At 59.0% G+C, this 15,469-nt stretch carries 13 protein-coding genes; 2 read left to right on the top strand and 11 right to left on the bottom strand.

Annotated elements, in window-relative coordinates:
* Positions 1-164: 164 nt before the first annotated feature.
* From garD to kdgD, 4 genes are all read right to left on the bottom strand, one after another.
* A complete protein-coding gene (gene garD / locus VQ575_RS04185; protein ID WP_039592258.1) occupies positions 165-1,718 on the bottom strand; it encodes a galactarate dehydratase in 1,554 nt (517 codons plus the stop codon).
* Between the two features lie 12 nt (positions 1,719-1,730).
* Positions 1,731-3,095: an MFS transporter gene (locus VQ575_RS04180; RefSeq protein WP_039592259.1), complete on the bottom strand. Its 1,365-nt coding sequence runs from the start codon at positions 3,093-3,095 to the stop codon at positions 1,731-1,733.
* An 85-nt stretch (positions 3,096-3,180) separates the two neighbouring features.
* Complete coding sequence (locus tag VQ575_RS04175) at positions 3,181-4,626, bottom strand: aldehyde dehydrogenase family protein (protein ID WP_039592260.1); 1,446 nt, start codon at positions 4,624-4,626, stop codon at positions 3,181-3,183.
* A gap of 128 nt (positions 4,627-4,754) precedes the next feature.
* Positions 4,755-5,666 (bottom strand): 5-dehydro-4-deoxyglucarate dehydratase, encoded by a 912-nt coding sequence (kdgD, locus tag VQ575_RS04170; protein ID WP_039592261.1) that lies wholly within the window; start codon positions 5,664-5,666, stop codon positions 4,755-4,757.
* Positions 5,667-6,103: 437 nt separating this feature from the next.
* On the opposite strand from kdgD, the gene VQ575_RS04165 reads away from it, so the two are divergent.
* Entirely contained in the window at positions 6,104-6,412 is a 309-nt protein-coding gene (locus VQ575_RS04165; protein WP_039592262.1) for a hypothetical protein, read from the top strand.
* 1,362 nt (positions 6,413-7,774) lie between these two features.
* On the opposite strand, the gene VQ575_RS04160 is transcribed toward VQ575_RS04165, so the two are convergent.
* The 4 genes from VQ575_RS04160 to VQ575_RS04145 all read right to left on the bottom strand — a co-directional run bounded on the left by VQ575_RS04160 (position 7,775) and on the right by VQ575_RS04145 (position 12,280).
* Complete coding sequence (locus VQ575_RS04160; protein WP_039592264.1) at positions 7,775-8,521, bottom strand: FadR/GntR family transcriptional regulator; 747 nt, start codon at positions 8,519-8,521, stop codon at positions 7,775-7,777.
* Positions 8,522-8,645: 124 nt separating this feature from the next.
* Complete coding sequence (locus VQ575_RS04155) at positions 8,646-10,373, bottom strand: ABC transporter ATP-binding protein/permease (RefSeq protein WP_039592265.1); 1,728 nt, start codon at positions 10,371-10,373, stop codon at positions 8,646-8,648.
* A 91-nt stretch (positions 10,374-10,464) separates the two neighbouring features.
* Positions 10,465-11,025 carry a response regulator transcription factor gene (locus tag VQ575_RS04150; protein ID WP_003177957.1) on the bottom strand — a complete coding sequence of 187 codons (561 nt, stop codon included), beginning with the start codon at positions 11,023-11,025 and terminating at the stop codon, positions 10,465-10,467.
* On the bottom strand, positions 11,018-12,280 hold the full coding sequence (locus VQ575_RS04145) for an ATP-binding protein (protein ID WP_039592266.1): 1,263 nt from the start codon (positions 12,278-12,280) through the stop codon (positions 11,018-11,020). The genes VQ575_RS04150 and VQ575_RS04145 overlap by 8 nt, the downstream gene beginning before the upstream one ends.
* A 363-nt stretch (positions 12,281-12,643) precedes the next feature.
* Here VQ575_RS04145 and VQ575_RS04140 point away from each other — a divergent pair, with 363 nt between their 5' ends.
* A complete protein-coding gene (locus VQ575_RS04140) occupies positions 12,644-13,360 on the top strand; it encodes an SIMPL domain-containing protein (RefSeq protein WP_325919148.1) in 717 nt (238 codons plus the stop codon).
* Between the two features lie 114 nt (positions 13,361-13,474).
* Here VQ575_RS04140 and VQ575_RS04135 read toward each other — a convergent pair whose 3' ends face one another.
* From VQ575_RS04135 to VQ575_RS04125, 3 genes are all read right to left on the bottom strand, one after another.
* The gene (locus tag VQ575_RS04135) at positions 13,475-13,861 is read right to left on the bottom strand and encodes a DUF6124 family protein (protein ID WP_325919146.1); all 387 of its coding nucleotides are present in this window, start codon (positions 13,859-13,861) and stop codon (positions 13,475-13,477) included.
* Between the two features lie 407 nt (positions 13,862-14,268).
* Positions 14,269-14,901, bottom strand: coding sequence for a hypothetical protein (locus VQ575_RS04130; protein WP_325919144.1), 633 nt, complete (start codon positions 14,899-14,901; stop codon positions 14,269-14,271).
* Between the two features lie 112 nt (positions 14,902-15,013).
* Complete coding sequence (locus VQ575_RS04125) at positions 15,014-15,463, bottom strand: hypothetical protein (protein WP_325919142.1); 450 nt, start codon at positions 15,461-15,463, stop codon at positions 15,014-15,016.
* Between the last annotated feature and the right edge of the window lie 6 nt (positions 15,464-15,469).

Here is a 15,469-nt window from a genome sequence, read left to right as displayed (position 1 = left end):
TTGAGAAGGGTGTGCCGTTAGGTGGCTAATGATAAGCCACTCACGGCACTGGCGTCTGGTCGAGCCTGCTCGCGAAGGCGCCGGGTCAGCTTGCATCAATGCTGAATGTACCTCCGCTATCGCGAGCAAGCTTTCGCACTGGATCTCCAGCGATCACGAAGTCATCAGGTAATCGGCGCCGGGTTGAACAACGTGATGTCGTTGAACAGCTTGTGCCGCTCGGCCCAGGTCTGCTTTTTGCCGCTGGCCACATCCAGGTAATAGTGGAACAGCTCCCAGCCCAACTCTTCGATGGTTGCACGCCCGGTGGCGATCCGACCGGCGTCGATGTCGATCAGGTCCGGCCAGCGCTGGGCCAGTTCGGTACGGGTCGAGACCTTCACCACTGGCGCCATCGCCAGGCCGTACGGCGTGCCTCGACCCGTGGTGAACACGTGCAGGTTCATCCCCGCCGCCAATTGCAGCGTGCCGCAGACAAAATCACTCGCCGGCGTGGCGCAGAAGATCAGGCCCTTTTGCTTGAAACGCTCGCCCGGGCCAAGCACGCCGTTGATGGCGCTGCTGCCGGACTTGACGATCGATCCCAGGGACTTCTCGACGATGTTCGACAACCCACCCTTCTTGTTGCCCGGCGTGGTATTGGCACTGCGATCGGCTTCGCCCTTGGCCAGGTAACGGTCGTACCAGTCCATTTCGCGCACCAGTTCCTGGGCGATTTCCTGGGTTTGCGCACGGGAAGTCAGCAGGTAGATCGCATCGCGCACTTCGGTGACTTCGGAAAACATCACCGTCGCCCCCGCCCGCAGCAACAGGTCCGAGGCATAACCCAACGCCGGGTTGGCGGTGATGCCGGAAAACGCATCGCTGCCGCCGCACTGCATGCCCAGGATCAGCTCCGAGGCCGGCACGGTTTCGCGGCGGCGCTGGTCGAGTTTCTTCAGGCGCGTCTCGGCCAGTTCCATGATCTGCTCGATCATTTCCGTGAAGCCGTGGCTGGAATCCTGCAAGCGATACAACCAGGGCTCGCTGAGGTCCACCGAGCTGTCGCCTTCATGCATCACCTGCCCGGCCTGCAATTTCTCGCAGCCCAGGCTGATCACCAGCGCCTCGCCCCCCAGGTTCGGGTTGCGCGCCAGGTTGCGCACAGTGCGGATCGGAATGTAGGCGTCGGTGGCAGTGATCGCCACGCCACAACCATAGCTGTGGGTCAGCGCCACCACGTCATCGACGTTCGGGTACTTGGGCAGCAGCTCGTCCTTGATGCGCTTGACCGCATGGTCCAAAACACCGGTGACGCACTGCACCGTGGTGGTGATCCCCAGGATGTTGCGCGTTCCGACGGTGCCGTCGGCGTTGCGGTAGCCCTCGAAGGTGTAGCCCTCCAACGGCGCATCGGCCGCCGGCACATCGGTGGACAGCGGCAGGCTGTCCAGCGGCGGCGCGGTGGGCATGCGCAGCTGGTCTTCCTTGACCCAACTGCCACGAGGGATCGGTTGCAGCGCGTAGCCAATGACCTGGCCGTAGCGAATCACCTCGCCGCCCTCGGGAATGTCCACCAGGGTGACTTTGTGGCTTTGCGGCACGAAGTCGACGGTGACCAGCCCGTCCGGGAATTCGGTCCCGGCCGGTACGCCCTGGTCGTTGACAACAATCACCACGTTGTCCCGCTCATGCAGGCGGATGTAACGGGGCGAATCGGCATGTTCAATCAATTGCATCGACGCCGCTCCTCAGGATTTGGCTTCAGACAGGCTGGAAAGATCGGCTTCTTTGGCCGCTGGTTCCTTGAGCACCACACGCTTGATCGGGCCGACGATGACCAGATAGCTGAACACCGCCATCAACGCGTTGCAACCGACAAACACCAGCGCCCATTTGAACGAGCCGGTGGAGCTGATGATGTAGCCGATGACGATTGGCGTGGTGATCGACGCCAGGTTACCGAAAGTGTTGAACAGGCCGCCGCTCAAGCCAGCGATCTGTTTTGGCGAGGTATCGGAGACCACGGCCCAGCCCAGTGCACCAACGCCTTTGCCGAAGAACGCCAGGGCCATGAAGCCCACCACCATCCATTCGATGTCCACGTAGTTGCACGCCACGATGCTGCTGGATACCAGCAGGCCGGCGATGATCGGCGCCTTGCGGGCGAAGGTCAGCGAGTGGCCCTTGCGCAGCAGGTAGTCGGAAATCACCCCACCGAGCACGCCGCCGATGAAGCCGCAGATCGCCGGCAAGGACGCGATGAAACCGGCCTTGAGGATGGTCATGCCGCGCTCCTGGACCAGGTACACCGGGAACCAGGTCAGGAAGAAGTAAGTGATGCCGTTGATGCAGTACTGGCCCAGGTAGACACCGAGCATCATGCGGTTGGTCAGCAATTGGCGGATGTAGTCCCACTTCGGACCGTCGGCTTTCTTTTCCTTGCCCTTGTCCTGGTCCATGTCGACCATCGCGCCGTTGGACGCGATGTGATTGAACTCGGCCTCGTTGATCATCGGGTGTTGACGGGGGCTGTAGATCACCTTCAGCCAGACCAGCGAGAACACGATGCCGATCACGCCCATGACGATGAATACGTGCTGCCAGCCAAAGCGGTAGACGATCCAGCCCATCAGCGGTGCGAACAATACGGTGGCGAAATACTGCGCCGAGTTGAAGATCGCCGACGCGGTGCCGCGTTCCGCGGTGGGGAACCAGGCGGCGACGATCCGCGCGTTGCCCGGGAACGAAGGCGCTTCGGCCAGCCCGACCAAGAAGCGCAGCATGAACAGCGCGACCACGGCGGTGGACATTCCGAACTCACCGACATAACCCTGCAGCACGGTGAACAGCGACCAGGTGAAAATGCTCAAGGCATAGATTTTCTTCGACCCGAAACGGTCGAGCAGCCAGCCGCCCGGAATCTGCCCGGCGACGTAGGCCCAGCCGAAGGCAGAGAAAATATAACCGAGGGTGACGGCGTCGATGCCGAGGTCTTTTTGCAGGCTGGAACCAGCGATGGCGATAGTCGCACGGTCGGCATAGTTGATCGTCGTCACCAAAAACAGCATGAGCAGGATCAAATAGCGGACGTGCGTCGGCTTGGTCTCTTGCATGTAATCTACTTCCACTATTTATTTTTATGCGGGAAATCAAATTGTGCGGTCGGCGCCGGAGTGCGGCGCCGACCGGTGTTGCGTATTACGAACCGATGTAGGAGGTCTTCACCACGGTGTAAAACTCTTGCGCGTAGCGGCCTTGCTCACGCGAACCGTAGGACGACCCTTTGCGCCCGCCGAACGGCACGTGGTAATCCACGCCGGCGGTTGGCAGGTTGACCATCACCATGCCCGCCTGCGAATGGCGCTTGAAGTGGTTGGCGTACTTCAACGACGTGGTGGCGATACCGGCCGACAAGCCGAACTCGGTGTCGTTGGCCATCGCCAGCGCCGCCTCGTAGTCCGCCACGCGCACGACGTTGGCCACCGGGCCGAAGATCTCTTCGCGGCTGATGCGCATCGAAGCTTCGCTGTCGGCAAACAGCGTCGGGGCCAGGAAGTAACCTTCGGTGTCGCACGTCACTAAACCACCACCGCTGACCAGCCGCGCACCTTCGCTCTGGCCGATGTCGATGTACTTCAAGTCCTGGTTGAGCTGGGCTTCGGACACCACCGGGCCGATGTCGGTGCCGGCCTTCAACGCATGGCCGACCTTGATCGATTGCATGCGCTCGGCCATGGCCGCGACGAACTTGTCGTGGATGCCAGCCGTGACGATCAGGCGGCTCGACGCCGTGCAGCGCTGACCGGTGGAGTAGAACGCGCTCTGCACGGCCAGTTCGACGGCCTGCTTGAGGTCGGCGTCGTCGAGGATGATTTGCGGGTTCTTGCCGCCCATTTCCAACTGCACCTTGGCCTGGCGCGACACGCAGTTGACCGCGATCTGCCGACCCACGCCCACCGAACCGGTGAAGCTGATGCCGTCGACTTTCGGGCTGTTGACCAGGATGTCGCCGACCACGCGGCCGCTGCCCATTACCAGGTTGAACGCACCGGCCGGGAAACCGGCGCGGGAAATGATCTCGGCCAGGGCCCAGGCGCAACCCGGCACCAGCTCGGCGGGCTTGATCACCACGCAGTTGCCGTAGGCCAGGGCCGGGGCGATTTTCCACGCGGGAATGGCAATCGGGAAGTTCCACGGGGTGATCAGGCCAACCACACCGAGGGCTTCGCGGGTCACTTCGACGTTGACGCCCGGGCGCACCGAGGGCACGTAGTCGCCCGACAGACGCAGGCATTCACCGGCGAAGAATTTGAAAATGTTGCCGGCGCGAGTCACTTCGCCGATGGCTTCAGGCAGGGTCTTGCCCTCTTCCCGGGCCAGCAGTTGGCCGAGTTCTTCACGGCGGGCGAGGATCTCGGTGCCGACTTTGTCCAGCGCATCGTGACGCGCCTGGATGCCGGAGGTCGACCAGGCCGGGAACGCGGCGCGGGCGGCTTCGATGGCGGCGTTGACCTGCGCTGCGTCAGCCTTGGCGTATTCACCGATGACATCGGACAAGTCAGACGGGTTGATGTTGGTGCAATAGTCGGCACCGGCCACCCACTGACCGTTGATGTAGTTATCGAAACGCTTTGCATCTGCCACGGAGCTTCTCCTCTCACAAAAGCTGTCTAGGAACGCTGTGCGTCCCTGGCTGCATCTCCACGCACGCGTGGAAACGATCAAGCCTTACGCAAAAAGCCGCTGATTGCTCAGCGGCCTTGTCGGGTCTGTTACTGCTTGCCTTGCTTGTCGATCAGCGCGGCGAGGGCTTCGTATTCTTCTGGCAGCAGGTCGGTCAGCGGCGTGCGCACAGGGCCTGCGTCATAGCCAACGATCTTCGCGCCGGCCTTGACGATGCTCACTGCATAACCGGCCTTGCGGTTGCGAATGTCCAGGTACGGCAGGAAGAAGTCGTCGATGATCTTGCCGACGGTGTCGTGATCGTCACGGGCAATGGCGTGGTAGAAGTCCATCGCGGTTTTCGGGATGAAGTTGAACACCGCCGAGGAGTAGACCGGCACGCCCAGGGCCTTGTAGGCCGCGGCGTAGACTTCAGCGGTCGGCAGGCCACCCAGGTAGCTGAAACGATCGCCGAGGCGACGACGGATCGACACCATCAGTTCGATGTCGCCCAGGCCGTCCTTGTAGCCGATCAGGTTCGGGCAGCGCTCGGCCAGTTGTTCCAACTGGACAGCGTTCAGACGGCAAACGTTGCGGTTGTACACCACCACGCCGATTTTCACCGATTTGCACACGGCTTCAACGTGGGCGGCAACGCCGTCCTGGCTGGCTTCGGTCAGGTAGTGCGGCAGCAGCAACAGGCCCTTGGCGCCCAGGCGCTCGGCTTCTTGCGCGTATTCGATGGCCTGGCGGGTCGCACCGCCGACACCGGCGAGGATTGGCACGCTGGTGGCGCAGGTATCGACGGCAGTCTTGATGACTTGCGAATACTCACTGGCGGCCAGGGAGAAAAATTCACCGGTGCCGCCCGCTGCGAACAGTGCAGAGGCGCCGTACGGGGCCAGCCACTCGAGGCGCTTGATGTAGCTGTCGCGATTGAAATCGCCATTGGCAGTGAAATCGGTGACCGGGAACGACAGCAGGCCAGACGAGAGGATGGACTTCAGTTCTTGTGGATTCATTATTCGAACACCCTGGACGCAAATGTTGTGTTGTAGGAAACGGTTCAGCTTCATGTGAAGTTGTAGGTCATCGTACAACTTAAAATGTGGGCGTCAACTGTATTTCGTCTTTTGTCTTGGCGTGGACGGTGTCGGGGTTTTGCGCGAAGCCCAGCAGATCAAGCTTTCGCACGTTTTTGTAGTCGGGCGCGCGCGAAAAAAAACTTACGAGGACACTAGGCCTTGCCACGAGGCAAGCCGTTTGTCGCCACTGTCAACTCTGGCCAGCAGTCGTCGTCCAGCGAGCGGGGCATAAGATCAGCGAGTGCTTCAGAACGGCAAGACGGAGCAGAAATGTTCCTTGCGAAAGCAGTTGAATAAAGGCGACGGAAAGCCTCTGCCTTGGAGCTCTCAAGGTCAAACGTTAGCCTCTGGTCCATGTTGAAAGGAACTTGATCATGCCTCTAAGCCCCCCGGTGATTAATGAAAACGCTCGCAGCCTCAGCGACTCGACTCAAATTGAAGTGCCGTCATACCTCAATGTCTCCATAGGCGATGTCGTGAAATTTGAAGTCGTCATCTCTACGGGAGAGAGATCGGAACACACGATAAACGTGACGCAGCCAGGACAACCGATGACATTCGAGGTGCCGAATGATTGGCTGAGAAAGAACGCCCCAAACGCGCAGATCAACACCCGAGTGACTGTTACCCGGCCATCGGGAAATTTTGCCGTCGGGGAAAGCACTCTCGACCTCAAGATATGAGGCTCCTTACTCCTGTACCCAAACGCTGGTGATGGCTCTCCCGTTCAGCATCCGGAGGGCGGTTCGTCACTGCGGTACCAGACCGCTCGTCGCCACTGTCAACTCTGTCGGTAGGCGCCGTTACGGCGAGGGAGCATAACCCGGGCATGGCTGTGCTGTGCGCGCCGTAGTCCCTTTCACAATCTTTTAAGTGAGTCGCCCGGACGCGACGCCGCCTCATAAGGAGTGACATCAATGACGACGTATGCGAAGCCCACGCTCAAGGGTTTTCCAACCACAGGGGAAGTCCAGATCAACTTGTCACGGGTAGAGACGTTGATCGTGAAGATTCCGGATGCAGATTTCGCATAGAACTCGAACGCTCAACTGACTCTGGGCGTCGGCTCGGAGTCCCCTACTCGGGTAAGCGCTTTTGCTTCCCCCGACTGAAGGCGAAGAGACTGCACCACTCTAGGGTGTGACATTGACGCTAACCAATGTCGACTTGAACGCGTTCAACGAAAAAATTGGTTGAGCTTCGTGACGAGGTTAGTTACGAGAGCGACTGGGAAAACGATAAATCCGATCCGCAAATGCTGCGGATTACGAGCAAGGCGTAGGGCTGCGCGCCTGCTATTTGTCAAACAGCCGCCCGGAAGCCGGACACCACTCTTTTGTGGTGAGAGGAATTTCTCTGTTGCGAGGGAGCTTGCTCTCGGTTGCGCAGCAACCGCCACCAACCTGGGGCCGATTCGCAGCCCAGCGGGAGCAAGCTCCCTCGCCACAAAAGCAACCTTGCTACCCGAGCAGTGAGCGACTTTCAGCCCTGCGCCTGCGCCTCTTCATGAGCTTGGCGCAGCCTTTTGCGGTGGCTCTGATTCCCAGCGCTGTATACCGGTAATAAAAAATCTACCGCTCGTCCAGACTGTAAGATTTGACAGTAGCCGTCAGGTAGCGTCCCGCCCTTTAATGAAGTGGCGCAATTCAAATAGCGCTCATTGCATGCCGACTGACAACGTGCCCTTCATTTAAGGATGAAACTACCATGCCATTACGCACACCGATGCTCAATCATAATTACCTATTGGTTCAAACATCTTCACTACCGGACCTCGTACTGGTAGAGGTGCCCAAAATTGAACATGCTGAGCTTAACGACCAAATCGAATTTTTCGTGAGGATCAACGACAGAGACCAATTGGTAAACAGAATTGTTATTACCGCCGACACAACATTTCCACTGGTCTGTCCGATTCCGAAGGAAGTTTTCTCAGAAGACATTAAATTTATTACAGCCGAACTTTATTACTTACATATCAGATCCCAAGACGGAAATATGGATCGGTCACCCATGCTGACACTTCTCTTGATCTAAAACGATGCTCATGCCTGCGCCTGCGCCTCCTCATGGGCCTGGCGCAGCCTTTCGCGGCTGTTGGTCAGGTGCAAGCGCATGGCCGCCCGGGCCGCATCCGAATCCTGGCGGGCAATGGCCTCGTAGATTTCTTCGTGTTCGCGACTCAGGCGATCCATGTAGTGCTGGTGGTCGTCATGGGCCAGGCGCGCCGAGTTCAGCCGGGTTCGCGGGATGATGCTGGTGCCCAGGTGGGTCATGATGTCGGTGAAGTAACGGTTGCCCGTGGACAGCGCAATTTCCAAGTGGAAAGCGAAGTCCGAGGCCACCGCGTCGCTGGCGTGGGCGGCGCTTTCATTCAAGGCGTCGAGGGCGGCGCGCATCGCGGCAAGTTGCTCGTCGCTGCGGCGTTGTGCCGCCAGGCCGGCAGATTCCACTTCCAGGCTGATGCGCAATTCGAGGATCGCCAGTACATCGCGCAACGTGACCACTGTCGCCGGGTCGATGCGAAAGCCGCTCGGGCTGGGCGTGTCCAGCACGAAGGTGCCGATGCCGTGGCGAGTTTCCACCTGGCCGGCCGCCTGCAATCGGGAAATCGCCTCGCGCACCACCGTGCGGCTGACGCCATGGGCCTCCATGATCGCCGACTCGGTGGGCAATTTATCGCCACGCTTGAGCAGGCCGTCGCGAATCTGCTCGGTCAGCACAGTCACCAGCTCCTGCGCCAGGCTGCGGCGCTTGCGGGGAAGGCGTGGGACGTTGATCGGGTTTTCCATGGTGTGTCTCTATATTTGGCAAGCGGCTAAGTGTGCATCATAGCGCAACGTGGTTGTACGATCACCGTGCTCACTGGTTGGCCTTCTCAAAGGTTACTGCCACAACAGCGTTCGACAATGACAATCAAGCGGTCACGGCCTGCTCCACCAGTTGGCCATTTTCGATACGCACATGTCGCGGATGGAAACGTTTCAAGCTGCTTCGGTGGCCGACGCTGACAATGCTCAGGCCCGGCAGTTGGTCGATCAGCGCCTGGTACAGCGTCGCCTCGTCTTCTTCATCCATCGCCGAGGTCGCTTCGTCCATGTACAACCACAGCGGCGCATAGAGCAATGCGCGGGCGAAAGCCAGGCGTTGTTGCTCGCCGGGCGAGAGCATGCGCTGCCAGTGGTTGCTCTCGTCCAACCGCGAAACCAGGTGCGGCAGGCGGCAGGTTTCCAGCACCTGTGCATAACGTTCGTTGGGATAAACATCGCCGGCCTGTGGATAACTCAGCACTTCGCGCAGGCTGCCGATCGGCAAGTAAGGCTTTTGCGGCAGGAATAGATAACGTGCCGACGGCAGCAGAATGCTGCCATGCCCGGCGGGCCATAAGTGCCCCATCGCCCTGAGCAAAGTGGATTTGCCGCTGCCGGAACGACCGCTGAGCATCACCCGCTCGCCGGGTTCGACATCCAGCTCTGCATGGGTCAGCAAATGACGACCGTCGCCCAAGTCCAGCCCGAGATTACGTACTTTCAGCTCGTTACCCTGGTTCTGCACATCGATTGCTGGCACGCGGTCTTCGTTGTCACTCATCGCCTGGCGGAAACTCAACAAGCGGTCACAGGTGGCGCGCCACGCGGCAAGGTCGGCGTAGGCGGTGATGAACCAACTGAAATTTTCCTGCACGTTACCGAACGCCGAGTTGATCTGCATGAGCTCGCCCAGTTGGATTTTGCCCGCGAAATAACGCGGTGCGGCGACGATGAACGGGAAGATAATCGCAATCTGGCCGTAGCCGGAGGTGAAGAACGTCAGGCGCTTGGACACTCGCATGATGTCCCAGAAGTTGTGCCAGACCAGGCCGAAACGACCGCTCAGGCGACGATTCTCGTTGGGCTCGCCGCCATACAGCGCAATGCTCTCGGCGTTCTCGCGCACCCGTACCATGGAGAAACGCAGGTCGGCTTCGAAGCGCTGCTGGTTATTGTTCAGGCCGATCAGGCGACGGCCGATCAGGTGGGTCAGCCAACTGCCCACCGCCGCGTACACCAGCGCACACCAGAACATATAGCCGGGAATGGTGTAGCCGAACACCTCGATGCTGCCGGACACGCCCCACAAGATGATCGAGAACGACACCAGGCTGACCACGGTGCGCAGCAACCCCAAGCCCAAGCTCAAGGTATTGGTGGTGAAACTGTTGAGGTCCTCGGAAATCCGCTGGTCCGGGTTATCGGTGTAGCCGCCCTGCTCCAGCCGATAGTAATTCTTGTCAGCGAGCCAACGGGCAAAGTGTTTTTCGGTGAGCCAGGCCCGCCAACGGATGGTGAGCATCTGCGTGAGGTACAAGCGGTACACCGCGCCAAGGATCGCCACCGCCGCGATGCCGCAGAAGTACAGGATCAACCGCCAGAAAGCCTCAGTGTCCTTCTCTTGAAGGGCGTTGTAGAAATCCCGGTACCAGCTGTTGACCCACACCGAGATCGCCACGCTGAACAACGACAGCGCGATCACGGCGATCAACAGCGTCCAGGCCTTGCCCTTCTCCTCACTGCGCCAGTATGGCGTGGTCATTTGCCAGACACGGCGGAAAAACTGGCCGCGCACCGCGTCATTGACCGCGGAATATTCAGCGTTCTGATTCATGGTTAAGGCTCAATAGGAGGAAAACTCGGGCCGATCATAAAGCAACGGCCCGATATGTCGCGAGGGTGGACAGCATCTGTTCAGCGCAGGTTCAGCGACGTACCGGACGCTTTTGCAATTTGCGCTGCAAGGTCCGCCGGTGCATGCCCAATGCGCGGGCGGTGGCGGAGATGTTGCCTTCGTGCTCGGTCAGCACCCGCTGGATATGCTCCCATTGCAGGCGATCCACCGACATCGGGTTTTCCGGCACGAGCGTGTCGAGGTCGGCATGCTCGGACAGCAGCGCCGCCAGCACATCGTCGGCGTCCGCCGGTTTGCACAGGTAGTTGCAGGCGCCGCGCTTGATGGCCTCGACCGCGGTGGCGATGCTGGAATAACCGGTGAGGATCACCACGCGCATCTCCGGGTCCAGCTCCAGCAGCTTGGGCAGCAGCACCAGACCCGAATCGCCGTCCATCTTCAGGTCGAGAGCGGCATAGTCCGGCAGGTCGGCCTGGGCGATGGTCAGGCCCTCCTCGGCAGAACCTGCGGTGCTGACGCGAAAACCGCGACGGGACATGGCCCGGGCCATGACGCGGGTGAAGGTGGCGTCGTCATCCACCAGCAGCAGGTGCGGCAGTTCTTCGCCGTCGACTTGGATCTCGTCACTCATATTCGTTTCCTCGGTCGGCATGGGGCAGGCGCAGCTCGGTGAGCGTGCCGCCTTCCTCATGGGGGTAGAGTTTCACCGAGCCGCCGGCGCGTGTCACGCTGGCCTTGCTCAAAAACAGGCCCAGGCCGAAACCTTTGCCCTTGGTGGTGAAAAACGGTTTGCCGATCTGCTCGGCAATCGCCAGCGGCACACCGGCGCCGTGGTCGCGGATACAGATCGTCAATTCATAGGCGTCCCAGTCCAACACCACTTCCAAGCCCTCCGGGCAGGCGTCTGCGGCGTTGTTCAACAGGTTCAGCAAGGCCTGGGTCAAGTCCGGCGGCGGCGCCATGCGCGGCACCGTGCCTTTGCCCAGGCACTGGAAGCGGTAACTGGCTTCGGGGCGCATCAGGTGCCAACGGTTCAAGGCATCGTCGAGCCAGAAGGTGACCGCCTGCATGTCGATGTCCAGCCGCCGGTTGGCCTCGGCCGCGCGCACCAGGTATTGCAGGGTCTCCTTGCAGAGTTTGACCTGGTCCTGCAGCACGCTGAGGTCTTCCTGCAACGCCGGGTCTTTATGGTCCTGGCGCATTTCCTTGAGCAGCACGCTCATGGTCGCCAGCGGCGTGCCCAACTCATGGGCGGCGCCGGCGGCCTGGGTCGCCACGGCCAGCAGTTGCTCGTCCCGCAGGCCTTCCTCGCGACGAATCGCCCGCAATTCTTCCTGACGGCGCAGTTCCTCGGCCATGCGCGCGGCAAAAAACGTGATGACCGCCGCAGCCAGGGCGAAGCTCAGCCACATGCCGTAGATCTGCAGATTCTCCCGGGCGATGGGGAAGGTTTCCAACGGATAGAACCGCGCCAGCAGCAGTGTGTATAGCGCCAGGGCGATACCGGACAGGATCAATGAAAAACGCCATGGCAAGGTCACGGCGGCGATGGTCAGCGGCACCAGGTAATAGGAGACGAAGGGGTTGGTCGAGCCACCTGAGAAATACAGCAGCGCACTGTGGATAAATAGGTCGCAGGCCAATTGCACGGCGTATTCAAGCTCGGTCACTGGCCAGGAAGTCCGCAGGCGAATCGCAGTCAACGCACAGAGCACACTGGAGCACACCAGGGTGATCGCCAATTGCAGCCAGGGCAGCGGCAGCAGGTCGAACCAATAGGCGAGCCCCACGGAGCCGGCCTGGGCCGCGAGGACCAGAATGCGGATAAACGTCAGGCGCCATAGGTTCTGGCGAGAGGCGGATGTCATTTGCAAAGGGGCGAGCATGAGCTCTCCTGATGAGCGCTCCAGGCGGATCGCACGGAGTATAACCAAGGCACGGCGGGCAGAGGCAGATATGCGGCAAAGCGCCACAGCCGTGAAACGACAGAGCAACCAATGTGGCGAGGGGATTTATCCCCGCTGGGCTGCGCAGCAGTCCCAATAGTGTCATGACCTGGTTTAGTGTGATGGCTAATCTTTTGGGGCCGCTTCGCGCCCCAGCGGGGATAAATCCCCTCGCCACAAGAAGTCCATCGCACGGCAATCTGTATAGAAGTTGTAACTGTGCGAACCGCACCATAAACGCTAGAGTCTTATCGTTCACGCAGGCCCGGAACCTACCCCTGCGCATCATCCCAAGGAGCTTTCATGCACACGTTCAGTCGCCCCGCCGCCCTGCTCGCCTTAAGCCTCGGCACCGTCGCCAGCCTGCCGGCCCTGGCCGCCGACGAGCTTCATTACAACCAGATCTCCCTGCGCGCCGAAGCCAGCCAGGAAGTGGCCCGCGACCTGATGATCGTCACCCTCTACACCGAGGAACAGAACACCGACCCGGCCAAGCTCGCGGCAGCCATCAGCACCACCCTGAACAAAGCCATCGGCCAAGCCAAGCAAGTCAAGGACATCAACCTGCGCCAAGGCAGCCGCAACAGCTACCCGATCTACGACAACAAGGGCCAGAAAATCACCGCCTGGCGCGAACGCGCCGAACTGCGCCTGGAAAGCGCCGACTTCGCCGCCCTGTCCAAACTCACCGGCGAATTACTCACCGACATGAAAATGGCCGGCATGGACTTCGCCATCGCCACCGCCACCCGCCAAAGCAGCGAAGACGCCCTGCTCAAGGACGCCGTCAACGCCTTCAAGGCCCGCGCCCAACTCGCCACCGAAGCCTTGGGCGGCAAGGGCTACAAGATCGTCAACCTGAACTTCAACACCAACGGTTATCCACAACCGTACATGCGCCCGCAAATGATGATGAAAGCGGCGTCCATGGATGCTGAGTCGGTGACGCCGGAAGTTGAAGCGGGCACCAGCAAAGTGACGATGACGGCGGATGGGGTGGTTGAGGTGTTGATGCAGTGATCGATGGACTAACTGTGCCGTCGGCCCAGTTAAGCCCTTGTGGCTAGGGGATTTATCCCCTCGCCACAGGAGCGTCCGACTTGGGTTGATGGGTCGGACGCATCTTCCCTCCCGCTATACTTCGGCTGGGCTGGCCGGCGCTTCAAGCTGATCCAACGCCTTGTCCACCAGCAACTGGCACAACTCCACCAACTGATGAATCCCCAGCGCCACGCTGCGCCGCGTGCCCTCCACTTCAAACGCCAGGTCCTCGGCCATGGTTTTGATCGAGGCCAGGGTTTCGGAAGTGCTGGTCAGCAGCGTATCGGTATCTGCCTTGGCGGTAACGGAGAACAGGCTATCGATGCGGGGATCGGTACTGGGCTTTGGAGGCTTCGGATTGAGGTAATGATCGAGGGCCCGCTCGGCGGCGGCTCGGTCTTTTAGCAGGTCTTCGATGGCGTCGAATTCTGCTAGGGGGGTTGTTCTGTTGAAGTTCGGTTCAGTCTTTCCTTCGTTCATGTGCATGCTCCTGATGAAATTGGAGCCATCACTCGCCGTTACGGTCGTGAGGCTTACGACCCTATTAATTTCAGGTTCCCACTCCTGGTCACTGTTACGCAGCGACAAGCAAAAGGTTAGAGACCGCACTTCCGACCGACAACCTTAAAAACATGTCGGATCTTTCGTTTCCCAAGCCCGAACGTTCCTACTCTCTTGAAGGACGCCTGCCACCTACGGCCCGCCACATCCCCCGTGGCGAGGGAGCTTGCTCCCGCTGGGCTGCGCAGCAGACCCAAACCTGACACCTCGGTGAGTCAGGTTGCACACATAAAGTCTCTTTTCCTATGCGGGCTGCAGGCATAACAGACCCAAAACTTCGGCAGCTTTGCGGGGGTTTGCTTAGGTCTGTTCCCGCTTACCACTTTTTACTTTGGAACAATGATCGGGATGATCATCGGTGAAGGCGGCGCGGGCGGGTTAATCATGCCTTCGCTTTTCACCACCGGCACACCCTTGCGTTTAATTGCCTCAAACAGTGCCTTGGTAGCTGCCGAGTCGATATAGCCCCCCTCATCTATAGACGCGCTCAACGCCAATTGACGCCGTTCTTCCGTCATCTGGAGCTGACTGGTCCGAAAAATCGTATGCAGGGCAATGTTTTTAAGCGCCGATATATCCACATGAGCGATCTCGACGTATTTCAATGCCTTGGCGTCCCAACCCTGAACGTACAGATCATTGGCGGTCAACGCGTAGGTGCAGAAATAGTAGGTGCCGGTATTCGAACCCGGGGTAGATACGATCAGAGAGCAACGGCCATGTTGCAAAACAGGGCTGCTCAGTCCTGGGTAGTCCTTGACAAGTTGAGCAGGAAACTGTGTTCGGTCGTAGTAGATTGTAGCCTTGTCGTAGGGGGTAGTGTTGCAGGCTGACAAGAGCAATATCATGGATAGTAGGAAGGACGTGCCGAAATAGTGCATTGAATAATCCTTAAAAAACAAACAAACAAACAAACAAACAAACAAACCAATGATTTCTTCTTGGAGCAGGTTTTCCACTTAAAAGACCAAGGCCAATCCTTTTAATTCTTGTAGGTACATTAGCTAGCCAACAGTTAAATAAGTGCCATTCAAACCCCTCTTACCCACCCTTTTTCTTACCATCAATTACTCACGTATATACCATCACCTGACCATCCTTAACGCTGTACAAGCCTTGCAAAACCCCCGTCACACTAGTCAAATCAAAAACACTTTCCGAAGAAAATGAAATGGGGAAATCTGAACGAACTGCTTGCAATTCCAGAGAGTAATTTCCCCAGTCCGGATCGCTCACCCCACTCCAAAAATTAATACATTCATCCATACTAACGAACATAACAGGCTGAAGATGACCAATGGCCGAACTATTACTCCAATAGATATACCCTATATATTCATCACCGCGACAAGTCTCAAACCTAGTCCTGACAATGACTTGAAATCCAATATCAATCACCTCCTTAGAGCATACGGGACGTACTGTTAGCTCATCCTGAACAGTCTCATCCATAGGAAAATACCAAACACCATGCTCTTCGATATCCCCCGCAGTCAAATCGTACACCTGCTTATCAAACATAGATTA

Origin of the sequence: Pseudomonas frederiksbergensis, assembly GCF_035751725.1 — a bacterium.
In the GTDB taxonomy this organism is placed as follows: Bacteria; Pseudomonadota; Gammaproteobacteria; order Pseudomonadales; family Pseudomonadaceae; genus Aquipseudomonas; species Aquipseudomonas frederiksbergensis_A.
The sequence above is the reverse complement of the archived record's forward strand: the minus strand, read 5'-3'. Positions and strand labels throughout refer to the sequence as shown.

Excerpts from the sequence above, each read along its gene's own strand:
- garD (WP_039592258.1), bottom strand. The coding sequence starts at position 1,718 with ATGCAATTGATTGAACATGCCGATTCGCCCCGTTACATCCGCCTGCAT.
- VQ575_RS04180 (WP_039592259.1), bottom strand. The coding sequence starts at position 3,095 with ATGCAAGAGACCAAGCCGACGCACGTCCGCTATTTGATCCTGCTCATG.
- kdgD (WP_039592261.1), bottom strand. The coding sequence starts at position 5,666 with ATGAATCCACAAGAACTGAAGTCCATCCTCTCGTCTGGCCTGCTGTCG.
- VQ575_RS04165 (WP_039592262.1), top strand. The coding sequence starts at position 6,104 with ATGCCTCTAAGCCCCCCGGTGATTAATGAAAACGCTCGCAGCCTCAGC.
- VQ575_RS04160 (WP_039592264.1), bottom strand. The coding sequence starts at position 8,521 with ATGGAAAACCCGATCAACGTCCCACGCCTTCCCCGCAAGCGCCGCAGC.
- VQ575_RS04155 (WP_039592265.1), bottom strand. The coding sequence starts at position 10,373 with ATGAATCAGAACGCTGAATATTCCGCGGTCAATGACGCGGTGCGCGGC.
- VQ575_RS04150 (WP_003177957.1), bottom strand. The coding sequence starts at position 11,025 with ATGAGTGACGAGATCCAAGTCGACGGCGAAGAACTGCCGCACCTGCTG.
- VQ575_RS04145 (WP_039592266.1), bottom strand. The coding sequence starts at position 12,280 with ATGCTCGCCCCTTTGCAAATGACATCCGCCTCTCGCCAGAACCTATGG.
- VQ575_RS04140 (WP_325919148.1), top strand. The coding sequence starts at position 12,644 with ATGCACACGTTCAGTCGCCCCGCCGCCCTGCTCGCCTTAAGCCTCGGC.
- VQ575_RS04135 (WP_325919146.1), bottom strand. The coding sequence starts at position 13,861 with ATGAACGAAGGAAAGACTGAACCGAACTTCAACAGAACAACCCCCCTA.
- VQ575_RS04125 (WP_325919142.1), bottom strand. The coding sequence starts at position 15,463 with ATGTTTGATAAGCAGGTGTACGATTTGACTGCGGGGGATATCGAAGAG.